This is a genomic window from Polaromonas sp. CT11-55 (assembly GCF_047303325.1).
Taxonomy (GTDB): domain Bacteria; phylum Pseudomonadota; class Gammaproteobacteria; order Burkholderiales; family Burkholderiaceae_C; genus Polaromonas.
On record NZ_JBKBEX010000002.1, the window covers coordinates 174397 to 189944 of the forward strand.

Here is a 15548-nt window from a genome sequence, read left to right on the forward strand (position 1 = left end):
CATGATCAAAAAATTTATCGACAAGCTGTTCGGCAAATCGGACAGCACGGAGCCTGGTGCAAAACGGGCCAAAAAATCCCCTTTCGGGCAGCGCCAGGATGTAGGCGTCAAGGAACACGGCATCGACGTCAAGCTGGTGGACGACCGCGCCATGGACGTGGTGCACACGCTCAAGGAAGCCGGTTATGAGGCCTACATCGTCGGCGGCGCGGTGCGCGACCTGCTGGTGGGCCTGCGCCCCAAGGATTTCGACGTCGCCACCGACGCCACGCCCGAGCAGGTCAAGTCCCTGTTTCGCCGTGCTTTCATCATCGGCCGGCGCTTTCGCATCGTGCACGTCATCTACGGCCGCGGGCGCGAGCATGAAGTCATCGAGGTTTCGACCTTCCGCGCCCACCTGGACAGCAGCCTGGCCGAGCAGGTCGGCGGCAACGAGCGCACCAGCAAGAGTGAACTCGCCGGCATGAAACACGCGGTCGATGCCTCCGGCCGGGTGCTGCGCGACAACGTCTGGGGCCCGATCGAGCAGGACGCCGCGCGCCGCGACTTCACCATCAACGCGATGTACTACGACCCTGAGACGCAGGTGGTGGTCGATTACCACAACGGCATCAAGGACGCCAAGAAGAAGATCATCCGCATGATCGGCAACCCGGCCGTGCGCTACCGCGAAGACCCGGTTCGCATTATTCGCGCCGTGCGTTTTGCGGCCAAACTCAGCGCGCTGGGGTTCAAGTTCGAAGACAAGACCATGGCCCCGCTGCGCGAGATGAAAGGCCTGCTGGCCGACGTGCCGCAGTCGCGCCTGTTTGACGAAATGCTCAAGTTGCTGCAGACCGGCCATGCGCTGGCAAGCATCGCGCAGCTCAAGTTCCTGGGCCTTGGCACCGGCATCTACCCGCTCCTCGACGTGGTGGTCCAAAATGCCGACGAACCCTTCCTGAAGCTGGCCTTGCAGGACACCGACCGCCGCGTCGGCGAGGGCAAGCCGGTGGCGCCCAGCTTCTTGCTGTCCTGCGTGTTGTGGTCCGACGTGCGCGAGGGCTGGGAACAGCGCAAAAAGCGCGGCGAGCACCTCATGCCCGCGTTGCAGGATGCGATCGACGATGCCTTCAATGCCAAGATCGGCGACGTCTCGGGCCGTGGCAAGCTGGGCACAGACATGCGCGAGATCTGGACCATGCAGCCGCGCTTTGAAAAGCGTACGGGCAGCGCGCCCTATTCGCTGCTGGACCAGCCGCGTTTCCGTGCCGGCTTCGACTTCCTGCGCCTGCGCGCGCAGACTGGTGAGATCGACATGGAGCTGGCCGAGTGGTGGGAAAAATTCAGCACGGCCTACGACGACGAACGCCACGCGATGATTGAAGAGGCGCGCCGCGAACAACAGAGCAAGCCGCAGGCGCCGCGGGTTCGTGTCAAGCGCCCCGATGCCGAAGCCGGATCAAGCCATACGGGTCACGTCGAACGCAGCGCGCCCGATGCGGCCGATGTGTCTGGTGAGCAGGGCGATGCCCCACCGGCCAAAAAACGTCGCCGCCGCCGCAAGCCGGCCAACCGCGGCAATGCAGGTGGAGAAGGCGCGGGCGGCGACGCGGCTTCGCCATCCGCCGATACGACCTCCAGCGCCTGAGCAGTCCATGGTTCGCGCCTACGTCGCCCTGGGTGCCAATCTGGGCGATGCGGCCGCTGCCCTGCGACGGGCCGTCCAGGCCATAAACAGCCTGCCGCGGACGCAGGTGCTTCAATCTTCCAGCCTCTATAAAACAGCGCCGTTGGATACCGATGCGGGCGGCGCGGTGGCCGCGCCGGGCAATGACTACCTCAATGCCGTGGTCGAAGTCGACACCGGCTTCAGCGCGCCCGACTTGCTGGACCAGCTGCAGCACATCGAACAACAGGCCGGCCGCGAAAGGCCTTTCCGCAATGCGCCGCGCACGCTGGATTTGGATTTGCTGCTCTACGGCAGCGGCCGCATAGACTCAGCCTGCCTTACCGTGCCGCATCCACGCATGATGCATAGGGCCTTTGTGCTGGTGCCGCTGGCGGAGATCGCGCCGGATCTGGTCAGCGCCGCGCAGCTGGCGGCGGTGGCGCAACAGAGAATTGAGAAGTTGGGCTGGCCGGATGCCTGAACCTAACAATCGAGATATGAATACAAAATCCAACCATAAAACTATCCTGGTGCTTCTTGTATTGTGGTTGTTTGCCACTTACTGGAACATCGATAAGCCTTTTCACATCGATGATGCGGGGCACCTGGCAATCGCTCAATGGATAGAGAAAAACCCGCTTCATCCCATGAGCGGGTTGGTGAATTGGAACGGTAATTTTGAACCCATAAGCCAATTGAATCAGCCCCATCTTTATTTTTACCTGATGGCAGGCTGGGCCCATTTTTTTGGATATTCAGAAATCGCGATTCACTGCCTGATGAGCTTGTTCACTCTATGGGCGATTGTGGCGTTTTACAGACTCGCAAAACTGGTTGAGCCTGATTACGCCCTACACGTGACAGCCCTTTTTTCCCTATCGTCGGTTTTCGTCGTCGGACAAAATTCGATGGTCGACGTGCCTCTCATTGCCGTTTGGATGGAGTTCTATTACACGTTGATGAATCCGCGGTACGGAGAAAAAAGAAAGTATGCGATTGCGTCAGTTCTCTGCGCGGCAGCCTTGTTGATCAAGTACACAAGCCTGGTGCTTATTCCGGCAATGCTGCTGCAAGTGGTGCTGACGAAGAAGTACAGAAACACTGGATGGATACTGATTCCCGTCGCAACGCTTGTGCTTTGGTCTGCATTTAATGTTTATGACTACGGGGGAGTTCATCTATTGGACCGCCCCAACAGGGTTTCACAGACGCTGGTTTCCTATTTGACGTTCTCCATGGCATGGGTGATGGCGATCGGTGCAATACTGCCCTGTGTCTTTCTGGGTTTTTACGCGAAATTCAAGGAGAGCCCCCGTATTTTTCCAAAGGTGGTCTTTGGCTTTTTGTGTGCGGCAACGCTTTTGGTTCCCGCAGTGGTGCTTCTCAGTTCCGTGGCAGATGTTGCCCTCATAAATCTCGTACTGTTTGCATCTTTCCTTTTGAGCGGCATCGGTGTGCTGTGTATCTGTTACCAGATTGCCAAGGCGCAAGCATTCGGGAACGGCATGACCTCCATCCAATACCTGCTTCTTTACTGGATCGGGGCATCTTTCATTTTTATCGTTTTCTTCGCTCCTTTCGTCGCAACTCGTCATGTGTTGCTGGCGATGCCCGCAGTTCTGCTGTTGATTTATCCGCAAGTGGTCAGAGCATCGAATATTGCAAAGCTTTATTGGATTTCCGTTGCGCTGACGATATTCAATACGACGCTGCTTGCAAAAGCCGACTCGTGGTACGCCGGTATTTACAAAACTAATGCTGTTGCCATTGCCCAATATTTGCCTGCGGATACCCCGATCTGGTTTGTTGGCCATTGGGGGTGGCAGTGGTATGCGCAGCAGGCTGGAATGAGGCAACTGGCATTAAATTCCCCTCGCCCGAACATTGGTGACTATCTGGTGGTGCCATTCAATGTGATTGGCAGCGAACACATACCGGCTTACCTGGAAGGCACGGAACTGAAGACAGTTGAAGTTATGAAAGAGCACTGGTTTCAGCACTACGCGAGCAGTAACTTTTATGTCTCTCACGATCTTCCATGGCACTATTCAAATGGACCCATGGAGGTGTTCAAGTTATACCGAATAACCGGTATTAAAAATTAACCACGCGCGTATTCAACGGATTGGTCCCGGGAGTAGCCGAGCCCCGCAGGAAATATGCGGACCAATAAGCCCTAAGGCGCCAGCCGCTCCCGCAACCAGCCGCCGCCATCCTGCAGCGTGTACCGCAGCCGGTCATGCAGCCGGCTTTTGCGCCCCTGCCAAAACTGCCAGTTGTCGGGCTTCAAGCGGTAGCCGCCCCAGTGCGGCGGGCGCGGAGGCTGCAGCAAAAATTTCGCGCCGTATTTGGCTGCATTGGCCACCAGCACGCCACGATTGGGGATGACTTCGCTTTGCGGGCTGGCCCAGGCACCTATGCGGGAATCCAGCGGCCGGGTGTTGAAGTAGGCGTCGCTTTCCTCGGCGGAGACTTTTTCGACCACGCCCTCTATGCGCACCACGCGTTCGAGCTCCACCCAGTGGAACTGCAGCGCGGCGTAGGGGTTGCCGGCCAGCTCTTGGCCCTTGCGGCTGTCGTAGTTGGTGAACCAGGTGATGCCGCGTTCGTCATAGCCCTTGATCAGCACGATGCGGGTGGAGGGACGCAGGTTGCTGGCCACGGTGGCCAGCGTCATGGCGTTGGGCTCGGGCACCTCGGCCGCGATGGCTTCCTGCAGCCATTGCTCGAATTGTTTGAGCGGGTCCGCCTGCGAGGCGTCTTCGTTGAGTTCGGCGCGTTCATAACTTTTGCGCAGGTCGGCGATGGAAGAGGTGGGCTGGCTCATGCCCTTGATTGTGCCCGCTGGCGCCATGCCCTTGCCGTGCGCGAATCCTGTGTTGTCGAAGGTGTGCTTGCTGCCGAATTAATATTCGCTTATATTTCCAGCTTCCCATGAAGCCCAAAGACGACGAAAAGCAGCGTGCGATCGCCGAGGCCACCTTCAACCTGGTGGCCCAGACCGGCCTGAGCGGCCTGACCATGGCCGACATCGCCCGCACGGCTGGCATTGCCACCAGCACGCTGTACGTCTACTACCCGTCCAAGGACGAGCTGATCAGCCAGCTCTATGAAGAGGCCAAGACCGCGACAATGCTTCGCCTGATGGACGGTGTGGTCCCCGGCACCCCCTTGCGCAGCCGGGTGCGCCGCATCTGGGGCAACCTGCTGCGGCACCGGCTGGAGCGCTACGCCGAAGTGGTGTTCCAGGAGCAATACTACAACTCCCCCTGGTTCACCCAGGGCAACCGCGAGCTGTCGACCCGCCTTGCGGCGAGCTTCCTGGCGCTGATGGAGGAGGGCCAGCAGCAGGAGATCTTCAAGCCCGTGCCACTGCCCCTGCTGACGGCCAGCGTGGTGGGTTCGGTGCGGGAAACCGCCAACCTGATACGCACCCAGGTGCTGCCCGACGATGAGGCCGTGCACCAGGCGGCCTTCAGCCTGTGCTGGGACGCCATCAAGGCTTGATCGCCGAATCGCCTGAACCCGCCCCGAAAAGGCAATACCCCCTGATATCAGTAGGCCAAGTTATTTTGATAAAAACCCTTCTTTAAGCGAATATATATTCGATAAGTAGTTTTCTCATTTCTCCGCTGACTGCTTTTCTGCTCCTCTTTGCTGCTTCTCTTCCCCGCTTTTTTCCCACTAACAACAACCTCAAGGAGTTCCACGATGCCCACCCTCAACATCAACGGCAAGGACACCGCCGTCAACGCCGACGAGTCCACGCCCATCCTCTGGGCCCTGCGCGACACGCTGGGCATGACCGGCACCAAGTTCGGTTGCGGCGCGGCGCTGTGCGGCGCCTGCACCGTGCACCTCAACGGCGCGCCCATACGCTCGTGCATCACGCCGATTTCGGCCGCCGCCGGCCAGAAAATCACCACCATTGAAGCCGTGGCCAGCGACCGCGTCGGCAAGGCGGTGCAGGACGCCTGGGTCAAGCACGACGTGGCGCAGTGCGGCTACTGCCAGAGCGGCCAGGTGATGAGCGCCACCGCCTTGCTCAAGGCCAACGCCAAACCCAGCGACGCCGACATCGACGGCGCCATGGCCGGCAACATCTGCCGCTGCGGCACCTATGTGCGCATACGCGCCGCCATCAAAGACGCCGCCCAAACCCTGGCTTGAAGGAGAACATCATGTATTCGAATTCCACAGACACCCTCAACATCGCCAGCCAGCTCCCCAAAGGCCTGCAGGCCCTGATGCACAAGACGCAGGATGCCGCGCAAGGCATCGCCGACGCGGCCCTGCAGCGACGCAGCTTCCTCAAGGTCGCGACCGCCGGCGGCTTTGCGATGGGCGCCTTTCCGTTGCTCTCGCAGGCGCAAACCATGGCGACGGCCGGCGCGCCCGCGGCGTCCAGCCTCAAGCCAACCCAGCAGCCCTCGGCCTTTGTGCGCATCGACAAGGACGGCACGGTGACCGTCACCATCAACCGCCTGGACTTCGGCCAGGGCGTACAGACCGGCCTGCCCATGATCCTGGCCGAGGAGCTGGACGCCGACTGGGCCCTGGTCAAAAGCCAGCACGGCAATGCCGACCCGGCCTATGTGGACCCGGCTTTCGGCATGCACCTTACGGGTGGCTCGGGCTCGATCAAGAACTCCTACACGCAGTACCGCGAACTCGGCGCGCGCACCCGCGCCATGCTGGTGTCGGCCGCCGCCGCGCAATGGGGCGTGGACGCCGGCAGCCTGCGCACCCAGCAAGGCGTGGTCATCGGCCCTGGCGGCAAGCGCCTGACCTACGGTGAGCTCGCCGAAGCGGCGATGAAGCAGCCGGTGCCCGAGGCGGTCACGCTCAAGGACCCGAAGCAGTTCCGCATCATCGGCAAGCCCACGGGGCGGCTGGACGCGCGCGCCAAATCCAGTGGCGGCCAAAGCTATGGCATCGACGTGCGCCTGCCCGGCATGCTGACGGCGGTGGTGGCCCATCCTCCGGTGTTTGCCGGCAAGCTCAAGTCGCTGGACGACACGGCGGCCAAAGCGGTGCCCGGCGTGAAGGCCGTGCTGCGCGTGCCGCTGGACCGCGGCGGCGAAGGCGTTGCGGTGGTGGCCGAGGGCTACTGGGCCGCCAAGCAAGGCCGCGATGCGCTCAAGGCCGAGTGGGACACCAGCGGTGTCGAGAAAGTCGACAGCGCGCAGCAGCTCGCGAGCTACCGCGCGCTGGCACAGAAGACCGGCGCGCTCAAGTACAAGGACGACATCGGCAAGCTGGCAACGGCTCCCAAGAAGATCAGCGCCGAGTTTGTGTTTCCCTACCTGGCCCACGCACCCATGGAGCCGCTCAATTGCACCGTGCAGCTCAGCGGCCAGGGCGCGGACGCGAAAGCCGAACTCTGGCTGGGCACGCAGATGCCGGGCCTGGACACGATGGCCGCGTCCAAGGCCCTGGGCGTGGCGCCGCAAAACGTCAAGATGAATGTGCAGATGGCCGGCGGCGGTTTCGGCCGCCGCGCGATTCCGACCAGCGATTACGTGGTCGAGGCCTGCAATGTCGCAAAGGCCGCGCGCGGCGCCGGGTTGACGGCCGCGGTGCGCACGCTGTGGAGCCGCGAGGACGACATCAAGGGCGGCTACTACCGTCCCATGCATGTGCACCGTGCCGAAATCGGCTTTGACGAAAAGGGCGAAATCCTGGGCTGGGACCATGTCATCGTCGGCCAGTCCATTCTCGCCGGCTCGCCGTTTGAAGCCTTCATGGTCAAGGACGGCGTGGACGGCACCATGGTCGAAGGCATGAAAGAGCCTTACGACATCCCCATGCGCCTGTCGGTGCACCATCCCAAGCTCAATGTGCCGGTGCTCTGGTGGCGCAGCGTGGGCTCCACGCACACCGCCTACGTCATGGAAACCCTGATCGACGAGGTTGCCCGCGGCAGTGGGCAGGACCCGGTGGCCTACCGCATGAAGCAGTTCGGCAGCAAGCACCCGCGCCATGCGGCCGCGCTGCAACTGGCGGTCGACAAGTCCGGCTACGGCAAACGCACGCTGCCTGCGGGCCGCGCCTGGGGCGTGGCGGTGCACGAGTCCTTCAACACCGTGGTGGCCTATGTGGTCGAAGCCTCGGTCAAGGACAACACGCCGGTGCTGCACGCCATCACCGCGGGTGTGCACTGCAACCTCGCGATCAACCCGACCAGCGTCGAAGCGCAGATCCAGGGCGCGGCGCTCATGGGGCTGTCCATGTGTCTGCCGGGCGCCGCCATCACGCTGAAAGACGGCGTGGTGGAGCAAAGCAACTTCGGTGACTTCCCGGTGCCGCGCATCACCGACATGCCCACGGTGGCTGTGTTCATTGTGCCCAGCGCCGATGCGCCCACCGGCCTGGGCGAGCCCGGCCTGCCGCCGCTGGCCCCGGCTTTTGCCAATGCCATCGCCAAGCTCACCGGCAAGCCGGCGCCGCGCGAGCTGCCTTTCAAGCTGGCGTGATGGGTAAGGGCGTGCCCACGGTGCTGGTGCTGGCCTCGGGCCGGGGCGAGCGCTTTGCCGCCTCCGGCGGCGGCACGCACAAGCTGCAGGCCTTGCTGGCCGGCAAGCCGGTGCTGGGGCGCACGCTGGAGGCTGTGGCCGCCAGCGGCCTGCCCTGGCACCTTGAGGATGCGGGCCACCCCGGCATGGGCGACAGCATCGCGGCCGCCGTGCGGGCCACACCCGAAGCCTCGGGCTGGCTGGTGTTGCCGGGTGATTTGCCGCTGGTGCAGGCTGCCACGCTGCTGGCGGTGGCCGATGCGCTGGCGCGGCATGCGGTGGTGGTGCCCATGTTCAAGGGCGCGCGTGGCCATCCGGTCGGGTTTTCGGCCGCCTGCCGCGATGCCTTGCTGGCGTTGACGGGAAACCGGGGTGCGTCCCCGGTGGTCCAGGCACAAGCCGCGCTGAATGCCGTCGGCTTTATCGATGTTCTCGATGAGGGCGCAGTCACCGACATCGACACGCTGCAAGACCTGCAGCGCGCCGAAGCCTTGCTGGCCCAGCGTTTTTAGGTCAGCGCAATCACCGCGCAGGCCAGCCGTGGGCCGGAGTTGCCGGTGGGCTGCGTCTTGAAGTCGTCCGGGTCGCGGTGCACGATCAGGCCCTTGCCCACGATGTTGTTCATGCCGCTGCCGATGGCAATGGTTTTGGATTCAAAGCTGAATTTCGCGACGCCGGCCGCGTCGGCCTTGAGGCTGGGCAGGTCGCCGGCATGATGGGCCATGTCTGAATGGCTGCCGTGCGGCTGGCCGCCGGGGTTGAAGTGGCCGCCCGCGCTCATGCCGTCGCCGCTGGAGCAATCGCCTTTTTCGTGCACATGAAAGCCGTGCTCGGCATTGGGCTTGAGGCCGCGGATCTCGCCCGAGACCAGCACCTTGTCGCCACTCTGGGTGAAGTTCACAGTGCCGGCCGCGGTGTTGCCGGTGGTGCTTTGCAGCTGGGCCACGGCACGCGGGCCGCTCATGGTCGATGCGCAGGCGCTGAGCACAAGGGCCGCGGCAAGCGGCGCGAGAAGGTGGTTCATGAAGCTGTCTCCTGACAGGTTGGTTGATTGGTTGGGGTAGTGAGAGAAAAGCCCACTGTAGGCCGCATGGCCCGCGATGGCAAGACTGAAACGGTCTCTAGCCGTTAACCAGCGCCAGCAGCTTGCCCAGCGCATGGTCGTGGATACCCAGGGTTTTCAGCTTGTCATAGGTGAGTTGCGCGTACTCGCGCGTGGTGCCGTAGCGCCCGCAGGAATCCGAAAAAATCCGACGGTAAGCATCCTCGCTGAGTACGCCGGTGTGGCTGGGGCTGCGCTTGGACAAGGTGAACGCCAGCGCCCGCAGGTCGCCGTCGGCGGTCTGGCAGCGCAGCCACTTGGGGTCGTACACGCCGTTGGGCATCTCGCGCGCCCACAGGGCGGGCAGGGCGCCTTCCACCTGCGCTCGCGGGATGCGAAAAGCCATGCCCTTGCAGCTGCCGCCATGCAGCAGGCCGAAGACCAGACCCGGGCATTCCGGCGTGCCGCGATTCACGCGGCTCCACATCTTGAGTGCGCGGTGGTAGCCGTGGATGGTGGCGAAGCGCTCCTCCGCATGCTCGAACTCCGGCCGCCAGATCAGCGAGGCATAGGCGAATATCCAGAGGTCATCCTTGCCGCCCCATTCGCGCATGACGGTCTCCAGCATGTGGTCAGGGTTGCGGGAAACGGAAAGGCCGTTGACGGCGGCTTGCTTGGCTGAATTTTCCACAGCCGCACTTTACAATGGGCTGAGTTTTTGTGACGGGAGTCGGTAATGTTTTCTCAGGACGATGAAGGCCAGCAGGGCCTGGTGTTGGCGCTCGTTCTGGGCCTGATTGCTTTTGTCATCACGCTGGTCATTGGCATCAGCCTGCATCGCTTGCACCGTGCCCTGCCTTCGGGCCCGCAGTCTGTTCCCGCAAAGGCCGTTGCCGCGGCAGTCCCCGCGCCGGCGGCTTCAGCACCTGCGGCTGCAGCGCCGGCATCCATCCTTCCCGAGGTCAGCCAGGCCATACAGGCCTCCCAGGTTTCGCAAGCCGCGGCCGATGCCGCCAGCGTGAAGGTCGAGCAGGGCGTGGTGCGTTTTTATTTCGCGTCGGGCAGTGCCGACCTTGCGGCCGGTGCGGTCGATGCCATGACCGACCTGGTCAAGGCCGCCAAGGACGGCCGCACGCTGGTCATCTCGGGCTTTCATGACGCCACGGGCGATACCGTCAAAAACGCGGCCCTGGCCAGGCAGCGTGCCGTGGCCGTGCGTGAGGCGCTCAAGGCCGCGGGTGTTCCCGAGCGGCAAATCGAGCTCAGAAAACCCGAACAGTTGGCCGGCGGCAACGACGCCGAGGCGCGCCGCGTCGAGATCTCGCTGCAATAGGCTACCGGGGGCAATGCGGCGTAGCGGGCCGCTGACAAGCGCAAAGGAGCAGGGCTGACGCCCGGCGCACCGCCTCGCGGGCAGAGTGTTTGGTAACCGTACCGTAACCACACTGGCGTGAAATGGCCGGTAACCCGTTACCATAGAGTCAGTAATAAAGTTACGGCGACCCGGTGCCCCGCCACCCAAACTTCATAAAGCCCCACCATGGCCCTTCATTCCAAAGTCTCCGAGATCACGGCCCGCATCACCGCGCGCAGCCGTCCCACGCGCGAAGCCTACCTCGCGCAACTGCATGCGGCTTCCACGCGTGACCCCGGCATGGACCGCATGGGTTGTGCCAACGTGGCGCATGCCTTCGCAGGCATGCCGCTGGACGACCGCTTCAAGGTGGTGACGCAGCGCGCGCCCAACATCGGCATCGTCACCGCCTACAACGACATGCTGTCGGCGCACACGCCTTTGCAGGCCTACCCGGCTTTCATCAAGGACGAAGCCCGCAAGCTGGGCGCCACGGCCCAGGTGGCCGGCGGCGTGCCCGCCATGTGCGACGGCGTGACCCAGGGCACCAGCGGCATGGAACTCAGCCTCTTCAGCCGCGACGTGATCGCCATGGGTACGGCGATAGCGCTCTCGCACGACATGTTCGACGCGGCGCTGATGCTGGGTGTGTGCGACAAGATCGTGCCCGGCCTCTTGATAGGCGCGCTGCAGTTCGGCCACCTGCCCACGGTCTTTGTGCCGGCCGGGCCCATGACCTCCGGCATCCCCAACAAGGAAAAAGCCCATGTGCGTGAGCAGGCCGCGCAGGGCCTGGTCGGCCGTGATGCCTTGCTGGATTCCGAGTTCAAGTCCTACCACAGCCCCGGCACCTGCACCTTCTACGGCACGGCCAACAGCAACCAGCTGCTGCTCGAAGCCATGGGCCTGCATGTGCCCGGCACCGCCTTTGTGAATCCGGGCAACGCCCTGCGCGAGGAACTCACGCGCGAGGCGGCGCGCACCGTGCTGGGCATCATCAAGGCCAAACGTTTTGCGCCTATAGGCTTGATTGTTGACGAGAAGGCCATCGTCAATGCCATGGTCGCGTTGCTGGCCACCGGGGGCTCGACCAACCACCTGATCCATTGGGTGGCGGTGGCGCATTCGGCCGGCATCGTGATCGACTGGAATGATTTTTCCGACCTCTCCGACGTGGTGCCGACGCTGGCCCATGTCTATCCCAACGGCAGCGCCGACGTGAACCAGTTCCAGGCCGCGGGCGGCCCCGGGCTGGTCATCCGCGAGCTGCTGGACGCCGGTTTCATGCATGAAGACGTGCTCACGGTGCGAGAAGGTGGCATCCGCGAATACACACGCGAACCGGCGCTGGCCGGCGCAGCCCTGGCCTGGCATGAGCTTGGCAACTCCAAGGACGAGACCATCGTGCGGCCCGTCGCCAAACCTTTCAGCGCCACGGGCGGCCTCAAGCTGCTGCAGGGCAACCTGGGCCGCAGCGTGATCAAGGTCTCGGCCGTGCCCGACGACCGCCATGTGATCGAGGCGGCGGCACGGGTGTTTGATTCTCAGGAAGCCCTGCACCAGGCCTTCAGTGCCGGCGAACTCAACCGTGACGTGGTCTGCGTGGTGCGCTGGCAGGGCCCGCAGGCCAACGGCATGCCCGAGCTGCACAAGCTCACGCCGCCGCTTGCCGTGCTGCAGGGCAAGGGCTTCAAGGTCGCGCTGGTCACCGACGGCCGCATGAGCGGCGCTTCCGGCAAGGTGCCGGCCGCCATCCACGTGTCGCCCGAAGCGGCCGCCGGCGGTCCGCTGGCCAAGGTGCGCGACGGCGACCTGATTCGTGTCGACGCCGTCACCGGCGAGCTCAAGGTCTTGGTGGCCGAGGCGGAGTGGGCGGCCAGGCCCGTGGACACCATGCCCGCCGGATTGCGCGCAGGCAATGCTGTCGGCATGGGCCGTGAATTGTTTACCGGCATGCGCCGCCACGCGCTGACGGCTGAAGAAGGAGCTTTATCGTGGATGTGAACATCAAGCCCGGCAGCAAGCTGACGGCACTGCAGGTGATGCAGGATGCGCCGGTGATTCCCGTCATCGTGCTGACAGATACCAGGCAGGCTGTGCTGCTGGTGCGCGCGCTCGTCGCCGGCGGCATACGTATGCTGGAAGTCACCTTGCGCACGCCCCAGGCGCTGGCCTGCATCGAAGCCATCGCACGCGAAGTGCCCGAAGCTGTTGTCGGCGCGGGCACGGTGCGCAGCGCAGCCGACGCCCAGGCCTGCGCCATGGCCGGCGCGCGTTTTGCCGTGAGCCCAGGTTACACCCACGCCGTGGGCCAGGCTTGCCGCGATGCCGGCCTGCCCCTGTTGCCCGGCGTGGCCACCGGCAGCGAGATCATGATGGCCCAGGAAGACGGCCTGACCGAACTGAAGTTTTTCCCGGCCATGCAGGCCGGCGGCCCGGCTATGCTCAAAGCCTGGAGCGGCCCTTTCGGCGACGTGCGCTTTTGCCCCACGGGCGGTGTCTCGACGGCCAATGCCGCGGAATTTTTAAGCCTGCCCAATGTGGTCTGCGTGGGTGGTTCCTGGCTGACGCCGGCCGACGTGCTGGCGCGCGGCGACTGGGCTCAGGTGACGGCGCTGGCGCAGCAGGCTTGCCGTTTGTCGCGCGAATAAGGGCGAGTAAGGGTTAGAGCCCGGCTCTTAGCGCAGACCAGCGCCCGAGGCGTTTTCAGCTCGCTGGATCAGCTCAATCTTGTAGCCGTCCGGGTCCGTCACAAAAGCAATCACCGTGGTGCCGCCCTTGACCGGGCCGGCTTCGCGCGTCACATTGCCGCCCGCGGCCTTGATTTTTTCGCAGGCCGCATAGGCATCCGGCACGCCCAGCGCGATATGGCCGAAGGCCGTGCCCATGTCGTAGCTGTCGGTGCCCCAGTTGTAGGTCAGCTCGATCTCGGCATGCTCGGGGTTGTTGCCGTAGCCGACAAAAGCCAGACTGTATTTGTACTCGGGGTTTTCCGAGGTGCGCAGCAGCTTCATGCCGAGCACCTGGGTGTAAAAATCAATGGAGCGCTGGAGATTGCCAACGCGCAGCATGGTGTGTAGGAGTCGCATAGGAAGATGGGCCGGTGAGTCGTGGTTTGCCCATTGTCGCCAATCTTGGATTCTCTTGCAGGCTTGCTCCCGGGGGCAAAGGCTGCGGCGACGTATATCTCGGGCATCTCGCTGAAATGGGCTTTGCCGTATCGAAATATTTCGCGCGCTACTGTGTTGCTGCCAGTGCCTCCAGCATTTTTCCTCGCAGCGACTTCATGTCCCCATTTTTCAGGATGTAGCCGTTCATGCCCGCACTGAGGGCTGTTCTGACATCAAGCTCATCGGAGTTTCCGCTGAGTGCAAGGATAAAAATGCCCTGATGCTCCCAGTCCCGCGAACGGATCGCTTTTGTCGTTTGCACGCCATCCAGGCCTGGCATATTCATGTCCATCAAGATCAAGTCGACGCCTGGCGTATTGTTCAAATGGGCCAGAACCTGGCGTCCTCCCTCGGCCTCCAGCACTGTCAAGCCCCAGTCTTTCAGGCAGTCGCCTACCATCAAGCGGTTCAGTTCGTCGTCTTCGGCCAGTATCACGGTTTTGCCTTCCAGCACATCGCTGGAGATGACCGGTTTGGCGGCGGGGGGGACTGACGCTTGCAAGGTCTCGGGAGCCTTGTTCATCCCGGTTTGCGGCGCCACTGGGAAGGTGAGCGTGAATTGCGTGAATTCACCTTGCACGGAATCGCAATGGATGTCACCCCCAAAGCTTTGCATGGTCCGTTTGCAATAGGAGAGTCCAAGGCCCGTCCCACCGGCCTTCCCCGAAGTCATGAAGGACTCGAACAGGTGAGCCTGAACCTCCTTGGAGATGCCGGGCCCCGTATCCCTGACGATCACCTTGTGATCGGCCACCGTCAGCACGATGGTCCCGTCCGGCCTTTGTCCGAGGTAATAAAGAGCGTTTTTGATCAGATTGAAGAGCACAAAAACGTAGGCAGTCTCATCACCATAAAAAACGAAATCCTTGACGACACGCACCGTGACTCTGTCGCGCAGATTGCCAAAATCATCGCGGACGTTTCGCTCGATAAAACTGTATTCGTCCACTGCCTTTTGCGTCGCCTTCGCGGCGGATATGTACTCAAACTTGCTGCGGTCTACAGCACTGGATTTGAGCGACCCAAGAATCAGGTCTATCACCTGATGGCCCCTGTGCACCGCAATTTCCCCCATACTGACGAGCTGGCGCATACGGGAAACGTGCTCAGCGGGAATTGCGGTGTCCGCGGCAGGCAGTATCTTCCCGATGCTTTCCAGGCTCATTCTGGCCTGCCCCAGCGGATTGCGCATTTCGTGGGCAATCGACCCGGCAAGAGAATTCGCGATACGCAGCTTTTCGGCATCTATCTGCCTCTCCGAGAGCTTGAATGCCGCGCCGCCGATAAGAATCAGCAGGTACGCGGGAAGTTGGGCCACCATGTCCATGGGGACCGCCGGATGAGGCGTGATGGTGGTGTAAAGCAGCGTTGCCGCGCCTCCCCCGATCAAGAGCATGACAATCGTATTGCGCCAGTCGGTCAACATGACCAGGAAACTCAGCGCGATAAAACAATTGGAGATCGACGGGATGCCTCCGTGCCGTATCAGCGACAGAAATACATTGGCAAACGGCAGGCAAAAAATCAGTGCCCAGTAAGAGTAGGCAAAGTAGTATTTTTTAAGTTTTTCGGGCCAATGGCTTCTCAAGGCCAGTACGGTGAACAGGACAACAACCGGCAGCCGAATTGCAAGATCGTCGTAAGGGCGAGGATTCGGTTTCGTGAACCGTATCAGGTAAAACACCACATAGGTCAGCGCACCAATGATGCCGATGTACTTAAGCAGCGGCCTGCCATGCGCATGGTAGGTCTCGTAGTAGCCAAAGAGCTTTTTGAACCAACTCATGTTTTTTTTCAACTCCCCAGGTGCACAAAA

At 62.4% G+C, this 15548-nt stretch carries 15 protein-coding genes; 10 read left to right on the top strand and 5 right to left on the bottom strand.

The window, feature by feature from the left end; translation table 11 throughout:
* The first annotated feature begins 1 nt into the window (after window position 1).
* Genes pcnB through ACEN8I_RS02620 form a run of 3 tightly spaced genes read left to right on the top strand, consistent with a single transcriptional unit; the run spans window position 2 to window position 3756 of the window.
* Window positions 2-1630 (top strand): polynucleotide adenylyltransferase PcnB, encoded by a 1629-nt coding sequence (gene pcnB / locus ACEN8I_RS02610; protein ID WP_413325978.1) that lies wholly within the window; start codon window positions 2-4, stop codon window positions 1628-1630.
* Between the two features lie 7 nt (window positions 1631-1637).
* Window positions 1638-2132, top strand: coding sequence for a 2-amino-4-hydroxy-6-hydroxymethyldihydropteridine diphosphokinase (gene folK / locus ACEN8I_RS02615; RefSeq protein WP_413325980.1), 495 nt, complete (start codon window positions 1638-1640; stop codon window positions 2130-2132).
* 16 nt (window positions 2133-2148) lie between these two features.
* The gene (locus tag ACEN8I_RS02620) at window positions 2149-3756 is read left to right on the top strand and encodes an ArnT family glycosyltransferase (RefSeq protein ID WP_413325983.1); all 1608 of its coding nucleotides are present in this window, start codon (window positions 2149-2151) and stop codon (window positions 3754-3756) included.
* Between the two features lie 71 nt (window positions 3757-3827).
* Here the strand turns inward: ACEN8I_RS02620 and pdxH are convergent, their stop codons facing one another.
* On the bottom strand, window positions 3828-4478 hold the full coding sequence (gene pdxH, locus ACEN8I_RS02625) for a pyridoxamine 5'-phosphate oxidase (protein ID WP_413325985.1): 651 nt from the start codon (window positions 4476-4478) through the stop codon (window positions 3828-3830).
* Between the two features lie 107 nt (window positions 4479-4585).
* Here pdxH and ACEN8I_RS02630 point away from each other — a divergent pair, with 107 nt between their 5' ends.
* From ACEN8I_RS02630 to ACEN8I_RS02645, 4 genes are all read left to right on the top strand, one after another.
* Window positions 4586-5158, top strand: coding sequence for a TetR/AcrR family transcriptional regulator (locus ACEN8I_RS02630; RefSeq protein WP_413325987.1), 573 nt, complete (start codon window positions 4586-4588; stop codon window positions 5156-5158).
* A 204-nt stretch (window positions 5159-5362) separates the two neighbouring features.
* Window positions 5363-5821 (top strand): (2Fe-2S)-binding protein, encoded by a 459-nt coding sequence (locus tag ACEN8I_RS02635; protein WP_413325989.1) that lies wholly within the window; start codon window positions 5363-5365, stop codon window positions 5819-5821.
* Window positions 5822-5832: 11 nt separating this feature from the next.
* On the top strand, window positions 5833-8127 hold the full coding sequence (locus ACEN8I_RS02640; protein WP_413325991.1) for a molybdopterin cofactor-binding domain-containing protein: 2295 nt from the start codon (window positions 5833-5835) through the stop codon (window positions 8125-8127).
* Entirely contained in the window at window positions 8127-8678 is a 552-nt protein-coding gene (locus tag ACEN8I_RS02645) for a nucleotidyltransferase family protein (protein WP_413325993.1), read from the top strand. The genes ACEN8I_RS02640 and ACEN8I_RS02645 overlap by 1 nt, the downstream gene beginning before the upstream one ends.
* On the opposite strand, the gene ACEN8I_RS02650 is transcribed toward ACEN8I_RS02645, so the two are convergent.
* Window positions 8675-9190, bottom strand: coding sequence for a superoxide dismutase family protein (locus ACEN8I_RS02650; protein WP_413325995.1), 516 nt, complete (start codon window positions 9188-9190; stop codon window positions 8675-8677). The two genes, ACEN8I_RS02645 and ACEN8I_RS02650, sit on opposite strands and share 4 nt — an antisense overlap.
* 97 nt (window positions 9191-9287) lie before the next feature.
* Entirely contained in the window at window positions 9288-9836 is a 549-nt protein-coding gene (locus tag ACEN8I_RS02655; protein ID WP_413326381.1) for a gamma-glutamylcyclotransferase, read from the bottom strand.
* A 108-nt stretch (window positions 9837-9944) separates the two neighbouring features.
* Here ACEN8I_RS02655 and ACEN8I_RS02660 point away from each other — a divergent pair, with 108 nt between their 5' ends.
* From ACEN8I_RS02660 to eda, 3 genes are all read left to right on the top strand, one after another.
* A complete protein-coding gene (locus tag ACEN8I_RS02660; RefSeq protein ID WP_413325997.1) occupies window positions 9945-10541 on the top strand; it encodes an OmpA family protein in 597 nt (198 codons plus the stop codon).
* 207 nt (window positions 10542-10748) lie between these two features.
* Entirely contained in the window at window positions 10749-12566 is a 1818-nt protein-coding gene (edd, locus tag ACEN8I_RS02665) for a phosphogluconate dehydratase (RefSeq protein WP_413325999.1), read from the top strand.
* Window positions 12557-13213, top strand: a complete 657-nt coding sequence (gene eda, locus ACEN8I_RS02670; RefSeq protein WP_413326002.1) for a bifunctional 4-hydroxy-2-oxoglutarate aldolase/2-dehydro-3-deoxy-phosphogluconate aldolase — start codon at window positions 12557-12559, stop codon at window positions 13211-13213. Before edd ends, eda begins: the two co-directional genes overlap by 10 nt.
* A gap of 27 nt (window positions 13214-13240) precedes the next feature.
* Here eda and gloA read toward each other — a convergent pair whose 3' ends face one another.
* Both gloA and ACEN8I_RS02680 read right to left on the bottom strand, forming a co-directional pair.
* Window positions 13241-13651 (bottom strand): lactoylglutathione lyase, encoded by a 411-nt coding sequence (gene gloA, locus ACEN8I_RS02675; RefSeq protein ID WP_007864019.1) that lies wholly within the window; start codon window positions 13649-13651, stop codon window positions 13241-13243.
* Window positions 13652-13799: 148 nt separating this feature from the next.
* Window positions 13800-15518, bottom strand: coding sequence for a hybrid sensor histidine kinase/response regulator (locus ACEN8I_RS02680; RefSeq protein WP_413326005.1), 1719 nt, complete (start codon window positions 15516-15518; stop codon window positions 13800-13802).
* Between the last annotated feature and the right edge of the window lie 30 nt (window positions 15519-15548).